Genomic DNA, 24,768 nt, shown 5'->3' on the forward strand with positions numbered 1-24,768 from the left:
GAATTAAGAATTAAGAATTAAAGTGTTTCTTTAAATAACTTATAAATACGACGATATTCGTCTAACCAGCTTGAAGGCTGAACAAAGCCATGTGGTTCAACAGGGAATATAGCTGTTTCAAAGTTTTGTTTTTCAAGCTCAATTAAACGCTGCACTAAACGTACTGAATCTTGAAAAAACACATTATCGTCAACCATTGGTGAATTAATTAATAAACGTTTGTTTAAGCCCTCTGCGTAATAAATTGGTGAGCTGCGCTCATATGCAATTGGGTCAACGTCAGGGTGGTTTAATATATTAGCCGTGTAACCTGTATTGTAATGTGCCCAATCGGTAACAGGTCTAAGTGCAGCACCCGATTGAAATAACTCAGGCGCAGTAAACAATGCCATAAAGGTCATAAAGCCGCCGTATGAGCCGCCATAAGTACCGACTGCTTTGGTATCAACGTTGGCATTTTGTGCCATCCATTTAACGCCATCGGCTAAATCTTGTGTTTCAGGAGTCCCCATTTGACGATAAATTGCGGTACGCCAATCACGTCCGTAACCTTTAGATGCGCGGTAATCCATATCCATCACTATGTAACCTTCATCTGCAAGTAATGAATGAAACATAAATTCACGAAAATAAACCGAAAACCCCATGTGTGAGTTTTGTAAGTAACCCGCGCCGTGATTAAAAATAACCGCTTTGCGGTTTTTGCCTACTTCACCCTCTACGTAATCTGCTGGGTAATATACTTTTGCATATATTGGTTGATCTGTATGGCTCGATGGCACGGCAACAATTTTAGGGGCAGTTAGTTTTTTAGCTAAAAACTCATCCGAGACAGTGTGCGTTAATCGCGTTGCTTTTGTATTCGCTTTAGCATCTGCTACATAAAGCTCATTAGGCATTGTAATTGTTGAGTGCTTAAGGAGTAACTTGGTTTCATCTGGGCTTAACGTGTAATCGGTCATACCATTTAAATCAGTTACTTGCTCGCTATTACCTGTTTGCGGGTTTACACGATAAATTTCGTACAGACCTGGGTGCTCAACATTCGCTTTATAGTAAATTGCGCTGTCGTCGCTGGTAAGCGTTAAGTTAGAAACTTCAAATTGACCTTGTGTTAGCGCGGTTGCTTTACCATTTACGGGCTTTTTATAAAGCTGGCTGTAACCTGACTCTTCCGATAGGTAATAAAGCGTGTTTGAGTTGTGTAACCAACCAAAGTCGTTAAATGCGTAAGCAATCCATGCATCGTCATACAGGCGATGTTGCGACACAAGTTTGTTGTTTTTAAAATCAACGTTCGCAAGCCAACGGTCTTTGTTGTCCCACGCTTCAAGCATGACAACTACTTGTGAGCCCTCATCGTTCCATACTATTGGGCTTTGCTCAAAACCCCAGTCCATAATAAGGTTAATGCCACGAGGCGCCTTTTTAGACTTATATGTTTTGCCTATCCGTGCGTAGTTTTCTTTTTTAACTGCGGCTAAAACATCTTCATCAAAGCCCGGTAAAGTATCAAAACTAAGTGATGTTTGCTCTTTGCTAGTTAAATTGATGTACACAAGCTGCGATGTTTCTTCTTTAGCATCTGCAACACGACGGCGTGCTTTTTTAGGCTCAATGGTTGCATCATCAGTAATGTAATTTGGCATAATATCGCCCTCACCACGCCAATCACTTTGCTTTTGTACAACGACTAATAACGCATCGCCATTTGGTGAAAGCTGTGCCTCTGCAACTTTATTACCGTCACCTAAATAGTAAGCGGTGTTAGCAATTGAATCGTTTTGCTCATTAATTTGCTCACTGCGTGCTTGCTTATCTTTTTTGTTTTTTTGTTGTAGCGCCACAAATTTAATAAGTTTATGCTGCTCTTTAGCAATATAAGTGCTTGGTTCTTCAATACCTTTTGGCTCATCAGCAAGTTTTAAGTTAGCAAGCTCAGTAGTTAAACCTGTTTTTAAATCAACTTTAAAAAATACATTACCTTGACGGTAAACTAAATCGCCATTATTTAAAAATTGTGGTTTAGACTCACTCGCTGATGTCGCTGTAATTTGTTTAAGTTCACCGGTTTTTAGGTTTTTAACAAATACATTGCCCTTAAACGTATAGGCAGCCATTGTTTTATTTTTTGAATAAACGGCTTTATTTGAGCCCACAGTATGAAGTTTATTAAGTGCTACTTGCTCTGCTGTTTGGCTGGTAACTGATTGGCTAAATAAATCGCGTAGTGTATTACCTTGCTCTTTTTGAGCATAAATAATAGTAGCCGAATCGCTCGCCCAGTAAGCACGCTCTGGTTGATTACCCATCCAATCAGGATCGGCCATTGCTTGCTCTAGTGTTATATTTTGCGAGCCAGTATCTGCTGGCGTGTTTACAACCGCAGCAACATTAGTTGCTGGTAAAGCACTTTGCTGTGTTGGAGAAGAAGTATTTGCTGTAGCAGCACAACCTGCAAGCATCACACTTGAGGCAACAGCTAATGCCACTAACGTTTTAGATGAAGAAAAATTAAAAATCATAGTGCTTCTATACAATTATTATAATTAGACCGTATTTAAGCAGAAGCACTCAAGTTATTGCAATTTTTTAAGATAAATAGCTATTAAACAAGGTAAAGCTCAGTTTAATAGCGCTTTACAGCCGTTTGGTTATGCTTATTCAACTATTAAATCAAGCCAAACCAGTCGATGATCGCTTGAAGCGTTTCTATCTTCAATTAAACGATGCTCATCGCTTGTTTTACTTGGCCAAAACACACCGCCGTTTTTAATTTTTAATCCATAGTTTGACGGTAGTACGTAATCTACTCGAGCCTGCCAATTTGCACTGTAGTTTTGCCCATAAGGTACACTGCTATATTGCTCTTTAGCGCCTGTACTTTTTGGAGTAAAGCTGGCGTTAATGAGTGGATTTTTAAGTATTTGATCGGTTGTATTAGTACGTGCTTTGTCGCCCTCGGGAGCTGCATTTAAATCGCCTAAAATAACAAAGCGAGAATCGGCTTTTAGCCCCCCTTTTTTACCTTGGTCATCGTAAATATAATTAGCATTTGCTACATAATCGGCAATTAGCCTTACTTCGTCATGATTACGTTTACCATTACGATTTTCTTCACCATCAAACACCGGTGGCGTTGGGTGCGATGCAAGTACATGTATGGTCTTGTTGTTTACAGTAACAGGTAAATCCCAAAACGACTTAGAGCTCAGTCTCAGTGCTTGCCACTCTTGCTCGTTATACCAGTTTTCACCTGTTTTAGGCATTAATGGCATTTGCGCGTTAGGCATGTCTTTGTATTTGAAGGTTTGCAACGTTCTTATTTTATCAAAATCAATTGGGAATTTAGAAAGCACGGCCATGCCGTAATGCCCTTCAAAAAAGCCAAAACCTTGTGCATCGCCCATTACGCTATTTTTTTTACCATCGTTATCTAAATCAAATTCTGTTGCTAAACCGGTGTTAACAGGCGCTATATAAAAATAAGGATAATTTATAGCATCTTGCTTTTGCTGACTTACATTTAAATAGTGCTTATTAAAGTACTCTACACCTTGCTCTTTAGGTACAAAATCAAACTCATTAAGTAAAATAATATCAGGACGAACACGTTGAATTATTTCAGCAATATTTTTAATTTGTTGGTTATTTGATTTAAGTGCGTTAACTAAGGCATCGCTTTTAACTTGCTCGCCTTTAGGTGTGTGATTTGTTGCATCCATGCTGACATTAAATGTAGCAACACGAAGAGAGTCTGATGCAAATGCACTTATACTGAAAGAAGCCGCAACAAGTATTGCGCTATAAATTGCTTTAAGTTTCATTAAATAATTTCACTGTAAAATTGTAGACAACTTTATTATTTCACAAACTTGATAACCAAGCGCTTTATTTAATCAAAAAAAATGCCGAGCAAGCTCGGCATTTAGTAAAACAAAGAATTAATTGTTTAATGTAAAATTAGGTTTGCAGCCGCTTTTAAAAGACCTGGGTATTGTTCCTCAGGTAAATATTCTGTGAGCTCTCCAACTTTATCAGCCAAGTCGTTCATACTATCTGCCGATACGTTTATATGACCCATCTTACGCCCAGGCTTTGGTGCTTTACCATACCAATGGCTAGTAACATCTGCAAACTTTAGAACGTCAGCTGGAATGCTTGGTTGACCAAGAACATTTATCATCGCGGTGATTTGTTTAAGCTCAGTGTTACCCAAAGGTAAGCCGGCAACAGCGCGCATGTGGTTTTCAAACTGCGAACAATGACATCCCTGCTGCGTCCAATGACCAGAGTTATGAACACGTGGAGCAATTTCGTTAACAAGCAACGTGCCTTGTACGTCAAAAAACTCAATAGCTAGCACGCCTACATAATTAAGTTCATTCGCTAACTTTGTAAATGCAGTAGTGGCTTGAGTTTGCACGCTATGATTATTTTTACCTGCAATAGAAAACGTTAGCACACCATCTGTGTGCTCATTTTCTGTTAATGGGTATATAGCAACGTTACCGTGTATATCGCGTGCGCCAATAATGGAGACTTCGCGATCAAATGGGATCATTTTTTCTGCAATAATAGTGTGCGGTGCTTGCTCTGTGCCAGAGGCAATAAAGTCTGCCATTTCTGACCAAATTTTATCTATTTCTAAGTCAGATTTTAAACGCCATTGACCTTTACCATCATAACCCGCTTGGCAGGTTTTAATGACTAATGGCTTACCTAAACTTTTAACAGCTTGTTCTAGATGTGCTTTTTCAGTAATTAATTGATACGGCGCACACGCTACGTCGGTTTTATCAAGTAATGCTTTTTCAAGAGCACGGTCGCCGCCAGTTTTAATCGCCGCTTTTCCTGGGTAAAACTTATTGCTATTACAACAAAGTGTTAATACATCATCAGGAATGTGTTCAAATTCTGCTGTAATTGCGTCAGCGTCTATAATAGCCTGCTCTAGTGTGGTTGTATAAACCTCACCAGTTAACGGGTGCATGATTTTTTTGCTGCCTACATCGTAAGCAACCACATTTAAATTAAGTGGTGCACCGGCAAGGCTCATCATTCGAGCTAATTGACCAGCACCTAAAATTAGAATATTCATTATTACTCTGCAGGATTTGGATTAGCTAAAATAGTCTCGGTTTGTTGTTTACGAAACGCTTCAATTTTTGCAAAAATTTCTGGATTTTGACATCCTAAAATTTGCGCAGCTAATAAACCTGCATTTGCAGCACCGGGCTCGCCAATTGCTAATGTGCCTACTGCAACGCCTTTTGGCATTTGGCAAATAGACAGTAACGAATCAACACCGTTTAATGCTTTTGATTTTACTGGAACACCCAGTACAGGAAGCGAAGTAAATGCAGCCGCCATACCTGGTAAATGCGCTGCGCCGCCAGCACCCGCAATGATAACTTTAATGCCGCGTTCTGCGGCTGAACTTGCGTAATCAGCAAGTAATTGAGGAGTTCGGTGTGCAGACACAACTTTAGTTTCGTACTTAATGCCAAAGTGTTCTAGCATAAGTGCTGCGTGTTCCATGGTTGGCCAATCTGATTTAGAACCCATAATAATGCCAACAGTCATAAATATTCCTCAGTAATGTATTTTCAAAATAGCGGACTTATGTCCGGTTTTAGGCGGGTATTATACCCAAACCAAGTTTAATTGCGACTCACAAAAACAAAAAAAACCATGTTTAAACATGGCTTTTTAGAGTTAACGGGTAAATAGGTTATTAAGCTTCTTTACTCGCTAAGTATTCTGCGTAGTTGCCTCTAAAGTCGATTATTTCACCGTCTTTAACTTCCCAAATACGAGTAGCAACAGAGGATACAAATTGACGATCGTGCGATACAAACATCAATGTCCCTTCGTAGGCTTCAAGTGCTAAGTTAAGCGCTTCAATAGATTCCATATCCATGTGGTTGGTTGGCTCATCCATAAGTAATATGTTTGGTTTATGCATCATAATTTTACCAAACAGCATACGACCTTGCTCACCACCAGATATTACTTTAACTGACTTTTTAATATCGTTTTGCGAAAACAACATACGACCTAAAAAGCTACGAACTACTTGCTCGTCGTCGCCTTCTTGTTGCCATTGCTCCATCCACTGAAACAAGTTCATGTCGGTTGCAAATTCGTCAGCGTGATCTTGCGCGTAATAACCAATGTTCGCGTTTTCAGAAAACTTAAACTCACCGGCTTTAGGCGCCAAGCGCCCTGCTAAAGTATTAAGTAATGTTGTTTTACCAACACCATTTTCACCAATAATAGCAATACGTTCGCCAACTTCTACTAAACCTTCAAGGCCTGAGAATAAAGTTGTATCGTCAAAACCTTGCGTTAGATTATTCATTTCAAGTGCGTTGCGGAATAACTGTTTTTCTTGATCGAAACGAATAAACGGCGTTTGACGTGATGACGCTTTAACTTCATCTAACTGAATTTTATCAATACGCTTAGCACGCGATGTTGCTTGCTTAGCTTTAGATGCGTTAGCAGAGAAACGCGAAACAAACTGTTGAAGCTCAGCAATTTGGTTTTTCTTCTTCGCGTTTTCACTTAATAACTGCTCACGGGCTTGCGTTGCTGCAAACATGTATTCGTCGTAGTTACCTGAGTAAATACGTAGCTCGCCGTAGTCAATGTCGGCCATGTGTGTACACACAGAGTTTAAAAAGTGACGGTCATGCGAGATGATGATCATGGTGCAGTCGCGTTGGTTCAACACGTCTTCTAACCACTTAATAGTATAAATATCCAAGTTATTGGTAGGCTCATCCAGTAGCATAATGTCTGGGTCTGAGAACAATACTTGAGCAAGTAGCACACGCAGTTTAAAACCAGGTGCTATTTCAGACATTGGACCAAAGTGTTGGTCTGTGCCAATACCTACGCCTAATAAAAGCTCGCCTGCTTTAGATTCAGCAGAGTAACCATCCATTTCGGCAAATTCAGTTTCAAGATCGGCTACTTTCATGCCGTCTTCTTCACTCATTTCTGGTAAAGAATAAATACGGTCGCGCTCTTGTTTAATTTCCCATAATTGCTTGTGACCCATGATCACAGTGTCAATTACTGAGTATTCTTCGTATGCAAACTGGTCTTGGTTTAATTTAGCAACGCGTTCATTTGGATCAGTACTTACATTACCTGAAGACGCTTCAAGCTCACCACTTAAAATTTTCATAAATGTTGATTTACCACAACCATTTGCACCGATTAAACCGTAACGGTTTCCGTCGCCAAATTTTGCTGAGATATTTTCAAATAATGGTTTAGCACCAAATTGCATGGTGACATTAGCTGTACTAATAATAGCGCTACCCTCCGAGGGTGTAAGGATGTATTTAAATTGCGCGCAGTTTATACCAAATCAGGCCTTTTTTCTATCAAAGATTATTTTCAAACACAGGCATTACAGTGCATTTTTAATGCGTACTAGCCTTATTTAAATGTACAGTAATAAATAAAGTTTATAGGAATGCTGGTGGCTTATTTTAGTAAGAATTAAATTTGGGCTTAAAGTAACCTTCTATCAATTATTTCAATTATTTCAATTAATAAAACTATATTTAAAAACAACTCAGCGTCTTGCATCTCTTATTGATAAATGATGGATGGTATCTATCTGGTTTAATCTATCGCATTTTATTACCTTAAAATTATTTTTAGTTATACCATTGAAAATAAAGCTATTTTAGAGCAATTACACTACACGTTATTTTTTAATCAACGTGAAATAAATTCAAATTAATATTTATGCTATTAAGCGTTTTACAGCACTATTTACCTATCTAACCACATCAATAATCAAATGTTTTTAACACAATAAAAACAACGTTAACGGTGAGTGAATATTCATGGTGTTTTGTTGTCACTTTTAATGAGTATTTTTCACTTTTGAGCTATATAGTGCTTTGTTAGTCTGCAACTATTAAAATTTCACTTTGGTAAAAACAGTCGTTCACACACTGAGGCAATATAAAATGAACATAAAATTAGCGGCACTGTTTAGTGCACTTATTGTAGCTGCTCCGACTGTATTCGCAGTCGAATTGTATAAAGATGACACTAACGCCTTAAATGTTGGTGGTTATGTAGATGTTCGTGTAATTAATACTCAAGGTCAGACCGAAGTCGTCAATGGAACTTCACGAATCAACTTTAGTTTTGAGCGAAAACTTAAAAATGATTGGATGGCACTTGCACTTGTAGAATGGGGTGTAAACCCTGTGGGCAGTAGTGACATTGTTTACAATAACCGCTTTGAATCCATTCAAGATGAGTTTTTGTATAACCGTTTAGGTTATGCGGGTCTTTCTCATGAAAAATACGGGCAACTTACAATTGGTAAACAATGGGGTGCTTGGTACGACGTAGTTTATGCCACAAATAATAGCTTTGTGTGGGATGGTAATGCCGCTGGTGTATATACGTACAATAAAGACGATGGCGCAGTGAATGGAACTGGTCGTGGCGACAAACTCGTGCAGTATCGTAATAGCTACAAAAAATTTGATTTTACAATACAAGCTCAATTAAAAAACGATGATTTTTATACCTGCGATATTACCGATATATCACAATCGCAATGCCAAACATTATGGGAGTCTGGTGATAGTGCAGCCCAAAGAGTCGAATTTAACTCAACGTTTGGCAGTGCAGTTACTTATAACGTAACTAAAATGCTTACCCTTACTGCAGGTGTAAACAGAGGAGAGTTTGACCTTACTTTTGGTGATGGTACTACCCGCTCAGTTGAGGACTTAATATACGGTGCGGGTATTAAATGGGGCGACTTTAATGCACCTGGCTTATATGTAGCGGCTAACGTTAATAAAAACCAAAATCATGATACCGACAACCTAGGACGTTTAATTAAAGATGCTATTGGGGTCGAAACCTTTGCATCGTATCGTTTTGATAACGACTTACGCCCTTTTATTGCCTATAACCTGTTTGACGCCGGCGACGACTACGTTATTCAGCCAAACTTTAACGCCGATCCAAATGATGTATTTAAACGTCAATTTGCTGTTATTGGTTTGCACTATCTTATTGATGCAGACACTATTGCTTACGTAGAAGCACGTAAAGATTTTGGTGACTTTCAAAGTAATAACAAAGAACAGCAAGCTTTAATGGAACAGTCGGAAGATGATGGCATCGCTATTGGCTTTAGATATAAACTTTAATGCTAATTTAAGCTAAATTTATTTAAAACCCTACGATAATTATATTGTAGGGTTTTAGTAGTTTTACTCGGATTTTAAGTAAGTGTTTAAGCCATGCTCCGTTGTATCTCGGGCTTTGCGGCCAGCGCTATATCAACAAAAGCGTGTACTGTTGCGTTTAAGTTACTTTGTTTATATTGCACTTCTACCGGTATTTTTTTAGTCGCATTTTTTATTGCCACAAACACACACCCTTCGCTATATAATTTACGAACACAATGTGGAGCAATCGATATTCCAAGCCCTGCTGCAACTTCGGTAACTAATGTTTGCATATGTCGAGGGTGGCTTATTATATTTGGCGAAAAACCAGCACTTTTACAAAGCATTATGGTTTCATCAAATAAACCAACTGCTTCGTCTCGATCAAAAATAACAAATTTATCATTTTTTAAGTCATTCAAATCAATACTCAATTTGTCAGACTCGTTATGATCTTTATTTAAAACAGCGACTAACTTATCGATATAAATATCGTGTTTTATAAATTCATCACTAATTGACTCAGGTAATGGTCGCGAAAACCCAATATCAATTAATTCATTTTTAAAAGCGTTTATTTGTTCCGTCGCGGTCATTTCGAACAAGGTGACATGCACATGCGGATATTGCTGTTTATATTTTCGTACAAGTGTTGCCATAAAGGTTAGGCATGCTGAACTTAAATGGGCAATATTAAGTGTACCTACCTGCCCATTGTGCGCTCGTTTAACTTGAGTTTTAGCTTTTGCAGCGAGCGCCAAAATTGCGTTGGCATCTTTTAATAACTGCTCACCGGCTTGAGTTATTGCAACGTCTCTCGAGTTTCTTATAAATAATACAACATCAAGCTCGTTTTCTAACTGTGCAATGTGCCTGCTTATTGCCGGCTGCACGGTGTGTAGCTCTTTCGCTGCCTCTGAAAAACTTTGATGCTTAGCAACATTTACAAAGCTCTTTAATGTTTTTATGTCCATAACATGCCTTAAATACAATTATTGTATAGATTCTATAAAATAATATGATTTTTGTTATAGGTAAAGAACTCTTATTATTACCCCATGTTTAAAAATCAGAGAGCACTATGGCAAAGCCTGAACATAATCAATCATTGAGTCGGTTTATATTATTACTGATGACCACTGCAATTGCTGCAACAGCTGCCAATTTATATTACAGCCAACCTATTTTGCCGCTTATAGCGAGCGAGTTTAACTTAAGTAATTCGCAACTAGGTAGTATTCCTGCGTTAACACAAATTGGTTATGCGTTTGCCTTATTGTTTATATCTCCTTTGGGTGACTCAATTACCCGCAGGCGTTTAATTAGTCTTTTATCGTGTTTATTGGTGTTTGCTTGCGGTACTGCAATGCTAGCGCCAAACTATTCGTTGTTACTTATCTCGGTATTTTTAATTGGTGTAAGCGCCAATATTACCCAGCAGCTAATACCGTTTGCGGCATCGCTTGTATCTGCAGATCAAAAAGGTGCAACATTAGGCACCTTAATGATGGGCTTAACCATTGGTATTTTACTTTCAAGAACGTTAAGCGGATTTGTAGGTGAGCAATTTGGCTGGCGAAATGTATTTTTAATGTCGGCATTACTTGCAGCTTTATTTGGTGTACTACTCCGCATTTTTTTACCTTCAAACAAGCCCAGCACTAACTTGCGTTACTTGGCGCTTATTAAAAGTACATTGGCATTATTTACTAAACATAAATCGCTACAACATTTTACACTTTCAGGTGCTTTTTGGTTTGCTTCATTTAACGTACTTTGGGCAACACTTGCTATTTATGTAAGCGATGAACCATTTAACTACAACGCACAACAAGCTGGTTTATTTGGCGTAATTGCTTTGGCAGGAGTAATTGGTGCTAAGTCATCTGGTAAATGGGTTAACAAACTAGGATCTAAAACTTTAATAATGATTGCTCTTGCGTTAGCGGCCATTGGTTTTGCAATTACCGGTTTATTTAATGGCAGTTTGGCATCATTAATAGTGGGTATTATCTTAATCGACTTTGCCATATTTAGTGCTCAAGTCGCTAACCAAGTTCGTGTTTTTAGTATTGATCCATCAGCGCAAAGCCGCATAAATGGAATTTACATGCTTGGTTATTACATTGGCGGCGCTGTTGGCTCAATGGTTGGTGTAAAAGCATTTGCACTTTATCAGTGGCCAGGAGTTGTAGTTGTAAGCATTATATTTATTTTACTAAGCGCAGTTTTTAACTCTTTAGCTAAAAAATAATTACTTTAAAATTTAGGAGTACATATGAATAAATTAAAAACAGCAGGTAGCTTTACACTCCTTTGCATAGCTAGCTTAACTATAATGGTAGGCACCTTACTTGCTCCGGGTTTAGTAAGTATTTCACAAGGATTAGGTATAACCGATAACGCCGTACTTTTAATTACACTTCCCTCGTTAGGTGCCGTTGTGTTTGCTCCTATTGCGGGAAAACTAATAGATAAACACGGCGCTTATAAACTCTTAATAATTGGTTTGTTTTTATATGGTCTTGCAGGTGCCAGTGTTTATTTTTTAAATGGTCCTACATTAGTATTTGCTAATCGATTTTTACTTGGTGGCATAACTGCTGTTGTGATGGCTAGTTGCACTGTTTTAATTTCAACATGGTACACAGGCGAAGCGCGCCTAGGTATGATTGCAAAACAAGGCATGGCAATAGAGCTAGGTGGTGTTGTATTTTTATTTTTAGGTGGTTTACTTGCGTCGCAGTTTTGGGGCTTACCACTTTCACTTTATTTAATTGCATGGGTATTTTTAGCGATGCTTTTGTTATTTGTGCCAAATAAAAATTTAACAAACCACAATAATGAAGAAATAGTTGAGCTCAACACGGCTGAAACGATTAACGGACTTTCTTTAAAAAGTGTTTATGTAATCTCGACTTTAGCAATGACCATATTTTTTACATCAACCGTTTTACTTCCTATTACTATGAATGCACAAAATTATAACGAGTCACAAATTGGTCAATTACTCGCATTTATATCTTTAGTCGCAGTGGTTACAGCTGGCTTTATGCCTAAAGTAACAAAGTTGCTAGGTGAACCCAAAGTGTTGGCATTTGCTTTTTTAGCTTTTGGTTTATCGTATATTTGTTTTACATACGCAAGCACCCTACTTTTAATTTTAGGCGCAATATTAATAGGCATAGGGTTTGGTTTTAGCATCCCTCTTTTAAATCATATGACGGTTGAACTAAGCGATGTAAAAGTACGTGGTAAAAATTTATCTTACTTTACGATGGCTGTATTTTCGGGTCAGTTTTTTACGTCTTTTATGGAATATATTCCTGGTGGTGAGCAAAATGTATTTATAAGTTGTAGTGTATTCGCATTTATAATTACACTCGTATTGTTTTTAAAAAAGCAAAGCCTTAATATGTAGTAAAAGAGCATTTATAAAATGCTCTTTTACTTCTCTAAATCTACCATCTTGTATTTCGCACTCCCTTTTTGATCATTTTAGTTACAATTCACTCTATTGCTTAGGCAAGTATTAAACTAAATTTAGTATGATGTGTTCTTTATATGTAAAGCCACCAGCCATTAACTATTATTATTCTTTAACTACAAAAACAGTATTAAAACTATGATGTAACTTTGGTGAGGTTATATTGAAATTGCACGATACTTACACAGCATATTACTAACCCTCTAAACACACAACGTACATTAAAAGCTGTAAACAAATTATGGGCTATATAAGTGCTAAGTATTGATAGCATTTTAACTCAATGACCATTAGCTGTATATAAACACAGTTCTTAAGAACGTTATACAAAACTGACTTTAAAACCAGACAAACGTATAAGTACTTAATAATATTAAACTAAGTCTAAAAATATAAAGTTTGTTTGTTATTAAAAATATATAAAACAGTATTAACTGTATATTTATACAGTTAATACTTAAACCAAACAAACTTACTCTTTAATAAACTTATTATACCCCGCCAAAGCAGTAGCTACGCTAAGCGGTGGATTATCTGAGTGCTCTGCACCTGCATTTATAGCACTTTGCCACACAAGGTTAGTATTAGGATTTGCTGTTAAAGCTGACTCTAAATTATTAAACGCCTCTAACATTAATGGGTTCTCTGCTCCACCCACAGATATATACAAATAAGTACGTGATTTAAGTCTGCTAGATTCGTTTTGTAAAAATGTCTCTACTCTTTTAACTACGGTCATGTCGTCATACCAAGCAGCAGGGCTAAATGCAAAGTAGCCATTAAACAACTCAGGCTTTGTATGCAGTGTATAAAGTACAAAGCTCCCTCCAGCCGAAAACCCACTTAAAATACGATTATCAGTAAGCTTATAGTTAGCCGACAAATACGGGAGTAGCTCTGTTTCTATAAATTGCAAAAACTTATCGGCTTCCCCATTCGGTTCAGGAAGTGTTTCAAGCTCTAAACGAGGCTCTGTATTTACCTCTTGTCGAGCATAAGGAGGCACTAAATCGCGATTGCGTGTATCAGTAAAAAATAAATTAGGAATAGACACCAATATAGCCTTATCCCCTTTTTCACTTTTGGCTTGCTTTGTAAGTGCTTGATCCCATGTTTCTAAATTAAAATTACCATCTGTTTTAATAATTAATGGGTACGCTTTTTGGGGATTGTAATTAGCGGGTAATCTAATAAACACTTTGCGCGATTCGTTAAGCACTTTAGAGTTAATTGTTATATCTGTATAGGCAGATACATAATGGTTGTAATAACGAATGGCTAAAATACCTAAAGCAAATATTACAATGGCTAAACTTAAATTTATAAAATAGTGTTTTGTTATTTTTACAGCCATACGGCATTTCCTAAATATTGAATTAACAGCTAATTTTAATCTAGCTTAACCCATTGTTTTATTTCAAGCGCTGTCATAATAAGTTCTACTGAAAACGCAGCTAATATCATCCCCATCACACGCGTTAAAATAGATGCTCCACCAGTACCAATTAGCTTAATAATTTTACCCGACAGTAATAACAATATTAATGTAATGCCCAATACGCCAAGTGTAACAAGGGCTGTGCCTATCTGAGTCGAAATTGGATGTATATGGTTATCGGTAAGTAATATAACCGCTAATATAGCGCCTGGAGTTGCTGTTGCAGGTATGGCAAGCGGGAATACTGCAATATCGTGCTCTGGATCTTGCTTTGCTTTATTTGAGTCGCTATCAAAAATCATCTGTAAACCAAATAAAAATAATATAATACCGCCCCCTAATTGAAACGATACTAACCTAATACCCATTGCATTAAGTATAAGTTGACCAATTAAAATAGAGCCTAATAATACACACCCTGCATAGAGCACCGTTTTAAAGGCTGTTTTACGACGTTGTTGATCTGTTAGGTGTGAGGTTAGCGCAGCAAACAGCGCCATAGTTCCTATTGGGTCTATGGTAGCCCAAATAACGAGGGCATCTTGGGAGAGTTTTTCTAGCATATAAAATCCTTGTTAAGCGAACACGTTTAATAAAACTCGGGTAACAAATTCATTTGCTTACACTTCATCATTATTCAAAGTGATTATTTTTATAACATTATAGACTCTTTTCTAATTAAATATTCAAAAGTGGTTATTAAACATTTTAGCTTTTTAAGCACTTAAACCAAATTTCGCTTTTATCCTTACCATCATTTTCATCTAACTTTAAATCACCCACTCCACACATACTTTGTATGACCGCTTTACTCGTAAGCGAAAATCCAAGTTTAGTTAATAAAGTATGCGAACGTATATTTTGCGTACTCACCTCAGCAAAAAGGTAGTTTATTTGCTGTACGCTTGGCAAAGCACTTATAAAACCCACCAGCGCTTCAAACATTAAACCTTGTTGCCAAAAAAGCGGATCGAGTTCAAAACCAATAAATGCAGTCTTACTTGTATGTTCTATTTTATATAAACCACATGTGCCTATTAAATCTCTATCTGTATTATGTTCAATTGCTAGACGAATAACTTCGCCCTCGTAGTATGCGCTTATATCGTCTTGTATTAATTGTTTAATATCGGCTTTGCTAAGCGGAGTTTTATAATCATTAAATTGAGCAACAAGTGGATTATTTAAAATAGTAAATAATTTAGCGGCATGCTTATGAGTGATCAAACGCAGAGTAACGCGAGGTAACTTTAAATTTTTAAACATTTATTTTTAGTTAGTCAGTTGAAATAGCTCTTTATGGAAATACATTATTAACTTACCATATCCCATTAACAAGTATTATATGAGTGCACATTCCCATGAACGACGAGTTTAAAGTAATACAACCCACAACGACTGTCTATTGCCCAAAGCGCGGCGAAGGCTGGACCCTAACAGGTATTACTAATATTAATGAATTCACCTCAGTGATGTTTGACGGTACACGCTACACCCTCCCTGCTCGCGAAATAGTTGAGGAGCTTTTGCCAAACCAATTAGCAAGAGAACAACAAAATAAGTAACAAGCTATTTAACCACTTATCAGTAATAGGCTGCCTATTAAGTTATTAGGTAGCCTTTTTGTTATTAATTCTTTGTGCATATCTATTTATAGTCACTTCAAAAATTAGCACTTAATAAAAATGAAAGACGTTTTGTAAATAACAGGTCTAATTGTATAACTACATAGCGCTTTATACATTCATCATTTAGATGTGAGATTTTTATGAAAAAAATATTAGGCATAGTTTTAACTTCATCTGTACTGTTTTATGCGTCACTCGCCCATGCAGATAAAACCGAAAAAGCCGTTTTAGCCGGTGGTTGTTTTTGGTGTATGGAAAGCGATTTTGAAAAGCTAGAAGGCGTAACTGACGTTATTTCTGGTTTTACTGGTGGGGAGTTAAAAAACCCAACATACAATGGTAATCATCGTGGTCATTACGAAGCGGTCGAAATTACATACGACCCTGCAATAGTAAGCTATCAAGGTATACTCGATCATTACTGGGTGAATATTGATCCCTTTGATGCACGAGGTCAATTTTGTGATAAGGGTCCAAGTTACCTAAGTGCTATATTTGTTGCTAATGAACAAGAGCGTAAATTAGCTGAAAAAACAAAAGAAGCCGTAATAGCTGAATTTCCAAATCAAACCGTTGTTACGCCAATATTAAACGCGAGTACCTTCTATCCTATTAAAGGAAAAGAGAGCTACCACCAAGATTATTATAAAAACAACTCAATTCGTTACAATACTTACCGCTGGCGTTGTGGACGAGATAGCCGCTTAGAAGATATTTGGGGCGATAGAGCTACTCATTAAACGCAATGAGATAAAGTCACCTCATTGTATTAATAGCTAAGGGCTGCTTTAAATAAGCAGCCCTTATAAATTAATAACTTAAATAAGCCATAAAGATAATTAATACAACATAAAAACAAAAACCTAATAGAAATATTAAATCAACCTTTCTAGCTTTGCTCGCTCTATACGATGCAAAGTCTTTAAGCTCGCCTTTATACCGCCCAAGCGTTACCACTTTTAAAAGTAACCAGCCGGTCGAGTAAAACAAAAAGCTCAAACCAGTTTCAATTATTAGCCAAATAAAAATTTCAAATGCAATACTCATAACTTATATCCATTAGTTAAGTCTGCAAAAAACAATATCAGCTATTTGTTCAAATTGCAGCCAACTGAGTTAGTTAAGGTGTAACAATAAATTTCGTTAAACCAATTAATTGACCAGATTCAGTAACTACCTTAACTTGCCACTTACCTACAGCATCACTTGGAAAGTTTACTTTATGTGTCCATGCTCTATAACCAAGCTCTCGTCCGCCATTTATATTTAGCGTTATCCGATCAACTTCTTTTTTATTATGTATCCATACATGAAATATTTTTTCATTTAAGCCTCTTGGCGCTTTAACGGCTGTCCAGCTATATAAACCTTGATGATGCAGCGTATAAGAATCTAACTGTTTAATACTCCCTACGGGCTTTTTATGTTGTAAGTCAACTTCATGAGCCAGCGTAATATCAGTTAAACGCAATGCTGCCGGTGGTATATAGCTTTTAAGCTGCCAAATACCAGCGCTTAATGAAGATAAAACAAGCACAAGAATAGGAAACCGCCACCAGCGCACATTAGGCATTAAATTACCTAAGCTAGGAAGTGTAATAAATACAGCAGTAACTAAAGCAATTAAGAGGCTTTGGCTTGTTGTAAGGTTTAATAAAATGGGTAAAGTTACAAGCAATACAACAAACAAAGCAAAATTATGAAATATACTAAATAATGTACGATTTTTGGCTAGCTTCTTGTAATAAAAAGGATCAATAACTGAGGCAACAGCACATAAAATAATTAGCGAAGTAAAAATGGCTTGTGGATGATCCCACTGAGTAACAGCCAAAAAGAAGGGTAAAGCAAAAAATAGACTTTCTTGCTGTACCATCTGTAATGCAAAACGCATTACGTTAGGAGAAACGGCAATACCAAATTTTTCTTCCACCTTATCACGCAGCCAATTATCAATAATCAACCACAACCAACTAACAAGCAAAAATATAGCAATAACCTGCGAGAACGACTCTTTTCTATCAACAAGTACAAAACTAGCAACACCAGATAAAAAAGCTAAAACAGCAAGTAAACCAGGACGTTTTTGCATCGCATTTATGAATTTTGTTATTAAATTTTTTAAGTAATCCATCTATTAGTACTTCCTTACGGGTATATACTCTACAGAGTAATATTTAAGTTCGTAATTTTACCTACCTCTAAATGAACTACAGATAGACGAGATATAAAAACTTTATTCACAACAGGGTCTTAGTAAATTGTTTTAACTATAATGTAAGGTTAAATAATCAGATAAATTTTTAGTTAAATGCAATACAGTTATGGGCTCTAATAGATAATGAAATATCATGTGTATTGTTCAGTCAGCAAAAGCGTGGATTAGTAGTTAAGTAGTTGGATAAGCTTATTAATAAACTCGCAAAGCAACCACTATGTGGAAATAGTAAATGGAAGTAGAAATGTTTGTAAGTGTCAGTAATTTTAAACGTATATTATGGAATAAGTTATCGGGGTCAATCTATTGGTTACTTGTTTGGCCTTATGCGAGTATTGTTTTTAAATCAAACCCCCACTATCCGGCTTACTTAAAGCCTATTAGTATCTTCCTCGTATCTTCTGAGTCTTCTGCTCCAAAAGGATACTATACCAGCATGCCTTATATTCTTAATGATATTTTGCCCGCAGTATGTTTTTGGATCGTATGGATAGTAATTCTTATTGTGCTTCCTAGCCCTAAGTTTAAGTCTAAGTCTAAGTTTAAAAAACCTTAGTTAACTGAATTGCGGCTCCCAAGGCATAAGATAACTAAAAACCTCGGAATCGGATGATGTAAAAGCCTAAGTTCAAAAAATTCAGCATAAGTTCGAAAATTTATTGCAACAGCTCGTATCCTTACAGATAAAGTTTTTTACAACCCAACCTTTATTGTTATAAATATAGCCAGTTCCACCAGCAAAAATGTCGTATGAATATGTTTTGTGGTCCATTATTAACTTCCCAGAATATTTACAAGGCATAATAAGTGACTCACCGTGTTCCTTTTCATTACTCACTTGTTCTGCAATATCAAAATACAAAGCAATTTCAGTTTTAGTAAGTAATAAATTATCACACACGTTATATTGCGTATTTTCCTCATCAATCACTTTTTTAAAAGTTAATATTTTAAAGTTATCTTCATAGTTAAAACTACAAGATACAATAAATAAAGCAGCTACTACACACACAACATTCTTAGTCATAAATAATCTCTGTATTTAGCTTTTTAAGTAACTTTTTAAGTAATTGTATGAATGTTCTTTAAATTAAATCTGATTTACTATTTTAGAATCATTCATCATGGTCCTCTTTTAACTCTACAACCATTTTACCTGAGGCTAATCCTTTAGGCTCTTGTATGTTATTATTTTCAAGCTCTAAAACTAGCTTTTTTAGATTAGCTTTTATAAGTTCTTCTTTTAGTAATCGTTCAGCATCGGTCATTTCCACCTCCTAATAGAGCCATTCATAAATATTGCTACAACTACTCAGTACTACAACTAAATTTGCTATTTACTTTTCTATGTACTTTTATCTATATGTTAATTTTTATGCCATATCGAATTGGCACACCTAACAATAACGTAAACTAAAATAACGTAAATTAAAGGTTCATTACTTTTTAGGATTTTTGACGACGACTGTGTTTGCTAACATATCATGAAAACTTTGATGCTTTTTAGATACAAATAGCGGAATTATAAAAGCCAAATTAAACGATACTATAAGTGAAAATAGAAGCGACCTTTTAAATAATTGAAAAACAGTCGCCTTATTGCCAGTATTTGCATCCACGATGCTAAGACCAAATATTCTTTTTCCCACATTAATATTTAATACCCAATAAATAAAAAACATCATAGGTATATAGCAAAGCATAAGCCATTCAATCGGTATATTTTCATTAAACAGATTAAATGTTTTTCCTACTGTTGTTAGTACATACAATGGCAACATAACCAAAGTAATGTCAATTATAAAAGCGGGAAACCGCAGTAAAGCTACTTTATTATCCGTCATTTTGTAATCATTCCTTTAAGCAATTTAGTCAGTAGTATGTCTTTGATTTTACATTAACAGACATTTCACTCAAAAAACGACCTCTGTTAATTAACAAATTAAAATCAGCCGAATAAATAACAAGGCTATAGATTTTTGAGTAGCTAAACGCAAGTTACTCTTAGCTATCTAAACGTTATAAATGGGAGGAACACCGTTCTGTGCATTTCAACAAGACTTTAATTACACCACACAACAACCTAAACCATTGTTTTAAATTAAAATAAAACTTAAAAACAATAAAGCTATATAAATATTTGTTTATTCTAGTTTAAAAAACAAGTGTTGAATATCATTCATGTTCAACATGAAATAAATACAAACAGCCTAAATAGAAGTCTAGACACCTACACTTCCCTACTAAAATCCTATAATTTAATCACGTATTTTGACTGATTTTTATGTAATTGCATCTATTCATATCAAGTAATGAATATGACTCATGTTTTATGTGAAATTAAACCGTTTTTATTCATGTACCAACCCACGTATAAATTACTCATCACTTAGCGCTAAACACTATTACTAACAACTTAAAGCTGCTGAATAACAAACCAGCACACTAAGTTAAAAGGTTAATAAAGCGCAAAGCATCAATCAGGTTTAAATTATAAAAATTGGATACATAACACGATGAAAAAAGATTTTACATTTAACATTAAAAGCGTTTCACTCGACGAAAATTATCATCCATCAACCAATACACGTATCACAACCAATTTTGCTAATTTAGCAAGAGGTGAATACCGCAAATCAAACTTGCGTAACGCCTTGAACATGATTAACAACCGCTTTAATGCCCTAGCCCATTGGGATAACACCAAAGGTGAGCGTTATGCTGTTGAGCTTGAAATTATCTCTGTTGAGATAGGTATTGAAGACGGCGGCGAAAGCTTCCCCTCTATCGAAATATTAAAAACAAATATTGTTGATCATAAAACAAATAAACGCATTGAAGGCATTGTAGGAAACAACTTTTCATCGTATGTGCGCGACTACGACTTTAGCGTACTCCTACAAGAGCATAACAAAGGTAAGTCTCAATTTAGTATTCCTGATGACTTTGGGGTTTTACATGGCAAACTATTTCAGTCATTCGTAAATTCAGAAACATACAAACAAAACTTTAAAAAACCGCCGGTTATATGCCTAAGTGTGTCAGATAACAAAACCTATAACCGCACCGAAAACCAACACCCGGTACTTGGCGTAGAATACGAACCAAATGAATCATCTTTAACAGAGCAATACTTCAAAAAAATGGGCTTACAGGTACGTTACTTTATGCCACAAAATAGTGCCGCGCCTTTAGCATTGTTTTTCTTTGGTGATTTACTTAATGATTACAGCAATCTTGAGCTTATAAGCACCATTAGTACGATGGAAACGTTTCAAAAAATCTACAGACCAGAGATTTATAATGCCAATGCAACAGCGGGTAAATCATATAAACCAAACTTAAAAAACTTGGATCATTCATTAACTCAAATTGTGTATGACCGAGAAGAGCGCGGCAAGTTAGCAAATGAACAAGGCAAATTTGCACAAGAGCATTTTATCAAGCCGTACCAAACGGTTCTTGAGCAATTCTCTACTCGCTATCTGTCATAACAACTAATAGTAACAATCAGTAATAACGCGCTTAACGCTACGTTTAATAATTAACTAAAATATACGGCATTATTTATTATGAAAAAATTACTACCTACATCTACCGCTGGCAGTTTACCTAAGCCTTTATGGCTTGCAGAGCCAGAAACACTTTGGTCACCTTGGAAATTACAAGGTGACGAATTAACCCAAGGTAAGCACGACGCCCTGCGTTTGTCATTATTCGACCAACAACAAGCAGGTATTGATATTGTTAGCGATGGCGAGCAAACAAGACAGCATTTTGTAACTACGTTTATAGAGCACCTAAACGGTGTTGATTTTGAAAAACGCAAAACAGTAAAAATTCGTGACCGATACGACGCAAGTGTGCCCACCGTTGTTGGCCCTGTGAGCCGCCAAAAGTCTGTGTTTGTTGAAGACGCCAAGTTTTTACGCAAGCAAACAAAGCAACCTATAAAATGGGCTTTGCCAGGTCCAATGACCATGATAGACACATTATACGACGATCATTATAAAAGCCGCGAAAAACTAGCGTGGGAATTTGCCATAATTCTAAATCAAGAAGCAAAAGAGTTAGAAGCCGCAGGCGTTGATATTATTCAATTTGATGAGCCCGCGTTTAACGTGTTTTTTGATGAGGTAAACGACTGGGGTATTGCTACATTAGAGCGCGCAATTGAAGGTCTTAAATGCGAAACAGCTGTGCATATTTGCTACGGCTACGGCATTAAAGCCAATACAGATTGGAAAAAAACATTAGGAACTGAATGGCGACAATACGAAGAGGCATTTCCTAAGCTTCAGCAATCTAATATCGATATTATCTCACTAGAGTGCCATAACTCCCATGTACCAATGGATTTACTAGAACTTATCCGCGGTAAAAAAGTAATGGTAGGCGCAATTGATGTAGCAAATCATACTATCGAAACGCCAGAGGAAGTAGCAAGTACACTGCGTAAAGCATTGCAATTTGTAGATGCCGACAAGCTCTACCCGTGCACAAACTGCGGCATGGCACCTCTACCTCACCACATAGCCAGAGGTAAACTAAATGCCTTGAGCGCTGGGGCTGAAATTATCCGAAAAGAACTATCAGTAAAATAATCAAAATACTACACGTAGTAGAGTGCTCTATTTAATATAATTAGATTCAATAAATATGAATGCTCTACTAACCTGTAATCTTCGGCTTGTTCCAAATAAATATTTATAACGTCATTTAAAAATAATTTAATACGTTAAATTGCCCAAATATTTATGTAAAAAGGAATAAAAACAATATCTTTATTGTTCATGTTAAACTAAATATACCGCACAACTAATTAACGTAAATTCCAGTCAGCAACTAATTAACGTAAATTCCAGTCAGCAACTAATTAACGTAAATTCCAGTCAGCAACTAATTTAATACTCACTTTATCACCACTCCAGTTTATCGGTTCTACTAATTGCACCATCTCAATTTCTTTCTCATTTAGTAATTCATTATCTTTATTATAAAGCCTAATATATCCAGCTTCATCTCCTGCAGAGCTACCTGGCATAACAGGTAATATATTGTCATAGGAAAATAACTCAATTCTATATTGTTTATCAGGACTCATAAAAACAGAGTGCGGTGACGATAAAAGCATTTTCCTAAACGAGAGGATGTTTAATGATAATATAAACAATACACAGATTATTATTAAAATGATCGCTTTTTTACAATGTAATTTACTCAATTTTATCCCTACTTTGTAAAAGCATTTTGGATAGTTTATTTTACCTATCTCATCAAATCTGAATTATTGTTTATATTTATCAAACTTGCCTGCCGCATTACTGTTTTTTCAAACGTGATTAAATAACAGCTCAGCATAACGTTTCATTGGTACATTTATTATTGCTTGTAACGATATAGCTTTATCTATCAGCTCACTCTTAACTAATAAAGGCATAGTGTTGTTAAAAGCAAAAACGATTTTGTTGCCACCTTCTATTGTAAAACTTAGAACTCTTCCTTCAAACTCTTTATCAAGTAACTGGTCAAATTTTTCTTTAAGTTGCGCTTTGGTATGGCAAATATTAAGTACAAGTACGCCATCAAAAGTTAGCGCATTTTTACAATGTCGTAAGTAAGATGAATCCACCTGATCCGACTCCATACCTTCTGAACTATATAAATCAGAGAAAATAACATCAGTTTTTACCTGTGTTTTTTTCATATAATTTGCCGCATCATCAATATGAATAAAAAGACGATCTGATACAGGGACTCCAAAATATTTTATTGCCATGTCAGCAACTGCTTGGCGATACTCAACGGTATGTATAATAAGATCAGGAAAAGCATGATAAAGATTTTTTGCTATTGAGCCTGCACCAAGCCCCATAATCATCGCAGTTTTTAAATTTGGTATAAAAAAGAGTGCGGTCATCATTGCTTGTGTATAAGCAAGATTTAACCCATTGATGTTATTTAACTTGATGCAACTTTGATAAATTTTTCCATCAAAGCTAAGGATTAGATTTTTTGGGGTTTGATATACATAAACAGGGCCGTGCTCATCAGTAACTGATGCAATACAAGTGCCTTTAATATCCACGAATTCTCAATGCGTGATGTAATGAAAAATGAGTATAACTTACTTAACACAATGAAGGTTGTTAATATGACCTATTAAAGGTTTTATAGGGGTAACCAAATAAACCTTACTTTATTCTCATTTTATACACTGAGTTTAGAAAAACTTAAATTAAAATTTACTAATTAAAATCTAATGCTTAGATTGCCCGTCATGCTTATTCTCATCCCATGGTGACCTCTGAACTGAAATTGGTAATCCAATATAATTTTCGAGGGCTTCTTTGTTCGAAATAAACCAATCTAATGTGGCTTGAGAAAAGCATTCTGATTCGAGTATTCGTATCAATTTTTGAGCTCTCACCAAAAATACTTCAAGACAAATTATGCCAGACTTATGCTTTTCTTTAATCGCATAAATTCTTGCATTTGAAATTGCATCAAGCGAAAAACCAAGTTCATTATTTCCAAGATAAAAATTCACTGATGAATCAAAAGTCATTGCAACTAAATTATTTTGTAACACATCTGCAAGTTTTACTTCTTGTTCTTCATCAAGATATAAACTCCATGATTGTTTTTCTCCAAACCTAAGTTCTATTTCCTTAGGCACTTGGATTTTCTTCAGTTTCATCAATATTCCTATAATTGATATTATTGGTTGGTAAATCAGGCTGTTTCAAATTAGTTAGATTAATAATCTT

The 24,768-nt window shown here is 35.9% G+C and carries 24 protein-coding genes; 7 read left to right on the forward strand and 17 right to left on the reverse strand.

Annotation, left to right across the window (positions count from 1 at the left end; genetic code table 11):
* Positions 1-17: 17 nt before the first annotated feature.
* From I6F65_RS05135 to I6F65_RS05155, 5 genes are all read right to left on the reverse strand, one after another.
* Positions 18-2,525 carry a prolyl oligopeptidase family serine peptidase gene (locus I6F65_RS05135; RefSeq protein WP_197111808.1) on the reverse strand — a complete coding sequence of 836 codons (2,508 nt, stop codon included), beginning with the start codon at positions 2,523-2,525 and terminating at the stop codon, positions 18-20.
* A gap of 135 nt (positions 2,526-2,660) precedes the next feature.
* Positions 2,661-3,827 (reverse strand): endonuclease/exonuclease/phosphatase family protein, encoded by a 1,167-nt coding sequence (locus I6F65_RS05140; protein ID WP_197111810.1) that lies wholly within the window; start codon positions 3,825-3,827, stop codon positions 2,661-2,663.
* A gap of 125 nt (positions 3,828-3,952) precedes the next feature.
* A complete protein-coding gene (locus I6F65_RS05145) occupies positions 3,953-5,101 on the reverse strand; it encodes a 5-(carboxyamino)imidazole ribonucleotide synthase (RefSeq protein ID WP_197111812.1) in 1,149 nt (382 codons plus the stop codon).
* A 2-nt stretch (positions 5,102-5,103) separates the two neighbouring features.
* Positions 5,104-5,586 (reverse strand): 5-(carboxyamino)imidazole ribonucleotide mutase, encoded by a 483-nt coding sequence (gene purE, locus I6F65_RS05150; RefSeq protein ID WP_197111814.1) that lies wholly within the window; start codon positions 5,584-5,586, stop codon positions 5,104-5,106.
* A gap of 151 nt (positions 5,587-5,737) precedes the next feature.
* Positions 5,738-7,327 carry an ABC-F family ATPase gene (locus tag I6F65_RS05155; RefSeq protein WP_076917068.1) on the reverse strand — a complete coding sequence of 530 codons (1,590 nt, stop codon included), beginning with the start codon at positions 7,325-7,327 and terminating at the stop codon, positions 5,738-5,740.
* A gap of 670 nt (positions 7,328-7,997) precedes the next feature.
* Between I6F65_RS05155 and I6F65_RS05160 the strand changes: the two genes are divergently transcribed.
* Positions 7,998-9,206 (forward strand): porin, encoded by a 1,209-nt coding sequence (locus I6F65_RS05160; protein ID WP_197111816.1) that lies wholly within the window; start codon positions 7,998-8,000, stop codon positions 9,204-9,206.
* Between the two features lie 86 nt (positions 9,207-9,292).
* Here I6F65_RS05160 and I6F65_RS05165 read toward each other — a convergent pair whose 3' ends face one another.
* Positions 9,293-10,201, reverse strand: a complete 909-nt coding sequence (locus I6F65_RS05165) for a LysR family transcriptional regulator (RefSeq protein WP_197111818.1) — start codon at positions 10,199-10,201, stop codon at positions 9,293-9,295.
* A gap of 107 nt (positions 10,202-10,308) precedes the next feature.
* On the opposite strand from I6F65_RS05165, the gene I6F65_RS05170 reads away from it, so the two are divergent.
* Together I6F65_RS05170 and I6F65_RS05175 are read left to right on the forward strand one after the other, a co-directional pair.
* Positions 10,309-11,481 (forward strand): MFS transporter, encoded by a 1,173-nt coding sequence (locus I6F65_RS05170; RefSeq protein ID WP_231613113.1) that lies wholly within the window; start codon positions 10,309-10,311, stop codon positions 11,479-11,481.
* Between the two features lie 24 nt (positions 11,482-11,505).
* On the forward strand, positions 11,506-12,648 hold the full coding sequence (locus tag I6F65_RS05175) for an MFS transporter (protein ID WP_197111821.1): 1,143 nt from the start codon (positions 11,506-11,508) through the stop codon (positions 12,646-12,648).
* A gap of 538 nt (positions 12,649-13,186) precedes the next feature.
* Here the strand turns inward: I6F65_RS05175 and I6F65_RS05180 are convergent.
* The 3 genes from I6F65_RS05180 to I6F65_RS05190 form a co-directional block, all read right to left on the reverse strand.
* Positions 13,187-14,068, reverse strand: coding sequence for an alpha/beta hydrolase (locus I6F65_RS05180; protein WP_197111822.1), 882 nt, complete (start codon positions 14,066-14,068; stop codon positions 13,187-13,189).
* Between the two features lie 35 nt (positions 14,069-14,103).
* On the reverse strand, positions 14,104-14,715 hold the full coding sequence (locus tag I6F65_RS05185; RefSeq protein WP_197111824.1) for a MarC family protein: 612 nt from the start codon (positions 14,713-14,715) through the stop codon (positions 14,104-14,106).
* Between the two features lie 145 nt (positions 14,716-14,860).
* Complete coding sequence (locus I6F65_RS05190; RefSeq protein ID WP_024612514.1) at positions 14,861-15,418, reverse strand: GNAT family N-acetyltransferase; 558 nt, start codon at positions 15,416-15,418, stop codon at positions 14,861-14,863.
* 95 nt (positions 15,419-15,513) lie between these two features.
* On the opposite strand from I6F65_RS05190, the gene I6F65_RS05195 reads away from it, so the two are divergent.
* Entirely contained in the window at positions 15,514-15,717 is a 204-nt protein-coding gene (locus I6F65_RS05195; RefSeq protein WP_024612513.1) for a hypothetical protein, read from the forward strand.
* Between the two features lie 203 nt (positions 15,718-15,920).
* Positions 15,921-16,520 carry a peptide-methionine (S)-S-oxide reductase MsrA gene (gene msrA / locus I6F65_RS05200; protein WP_197111826.1) on the forward strand — a complete coding sequence of 200 codons (600 nt, stop codon included), beginning with the start codon at positions 15,921-15,923 and terminating at the stop codon, positions 16,518-16,520.
* Between the two features lie 70 nt (positions 16,521-16,590).
* Here the strand turns inward: msrA and I6F65_RS05205 are convergent, their stop codons facing one another.
* The 5 genes from I6F65_RS05205 to I6F65_RS05225 all read right to left on the reverse strand — a co-directional run bounded on the left by I6F65_RS05205 (position 16,591) and on the right by I6F65_RS05225 (position 19,842).
* On the reverse strand, positions 16,591-16,827 hold the full coding sequence (locus I6F65_RS05205) for a hypothetical protein (RefSeq protein WP_024612511.1): 237 nt from the start codon (positions 16,825-16,827) through the stop codon (positions 16,591-16,593).
* A gap of 73 nt (positions 16,828-16,900) precedes the next feature.
* A complete protein-coding gene (locus I6F65_RS05210) occupies positions 16,901-17,914 on the reverse strand; it encodes a DUF5924 family protein (RefSeq protein WP_197111828.1) in 1,014 nt (337 codons plus the stop codon).
* Positions 17,915-18,635: 721 nt separating this feature from the next.
* Positions 18,636-19,025 carry a hypothetical protein gene (locus I6F65_RS05215; RefSeq protein WP_166114180.1) on the reverse strand — a complete coding sequence of 130 codons (390 nt, stop codon included), beginning with the start codon at positions 19,023-19,025 and terminating at the stop codon, positions 18,636-18,638.
* An 88-nt stretch (positions 19,026-19,113) separates the two neighbouring features.
* Entirely contained in the window at positions 19,114-19,266 is a 153-nt protein-coding gene (locus I6F65_RS05220) for a hypothetical protein (protein ID WP_166114177.1), read from the reverse strand.
* A gap of 171 nt (positions 19,267-19,437) precedes the next feature.
* Entirely contained in the window at positions 19,438-19,842 is a 405-nt protein-coding gene (locus I6F65_RS05225) for an RDD family protein (RefSeq protein WP_024612507.1), read from the reverse strand.
* A 672-nt stretch (positions 19,843-20,514) separates the two neighbouring features.
* On the opposite strand from I6F65_RS05225, the gene I6F65_RS05230 reads away from it, so the two are divergent.
* Together I6F65_RS05230 and I6F65_RS05235 are read left to right on the forward strand one after the other, a co-directional pair.
* A complete protein-coding gene (locus I6F65_RS05230) occupies positions 20,515-21,492 on the forward strand; it encodes a DUF1852 domain-containing protein (protein WP_166114171.1) in 978 nt (325 codons plus the stop codon).
* A gap of 78 nt (positions 21,493-21,570) precedes the next feature.
* Positions 21,571-22,602, forward strand: coding sequence for a methionine synthase (locus I6F65_RS05235; protein WP_024612505.1), 1,032 nt, complete (start codon positions 21,571-21,573; stop codon positions 22,600-22,602).
* 272 nt (positions 22,603-22,874) lie between these two features.
* On the opposite strand, the gene I6F65_RS05240 is transcribed toward I6F65_RS05235, so the two are convergent.
* From I6F65_RS05240 to I6F65_RS05250, 3 genes are all read right to left on the reverse strand, one after another.
* On the reverse strand, positions 22,875-23,222 hold the full coding sequence (locus I6F65_RS05240) for a hypothetical protein (protein WP_197111830.1): 348 nt from the start codon (positions 23,220-23,222) through the stop codon (positions 22,875-22,877).
* 108 nt (positions 23,223-23,330) lie between these two features.
* Complete coding sequence (locus I6F65_RS05245; protein ID WP_197111832.1) at positions 23,331-24,086, reverse strand: spermidine synthase; 756 nt, start codon at positions 24,084-24,086, stop codon at positions 23,331-23,333.
* A 171-nt stretch (positions 24,087-24,257) separates the two neighbouring features.
* Positions 24,258-24,698: a hypothetical protein gene (locus I6F65_RS05250; RefSeq protein WP_166114162.1), complete on the reverse strand. Its 441-nt coding sequence runs from the start codon at positions 24,696-24,698 to the stop codon at positions 24,258-24,260.
* Between the last annotated feature and the right edge of the window lie 70 nt (positions 24,699-24,768).

Source organism: Pseudoalteromonas sp. SWXJZ94C (genome assembly GCF_015864385.1).
GTDB lineage: Bacteria > Pseudomonadota > Gammaproteobacteria > Enterobacterales > Alteromonadaceae > Pseudoalteromonas.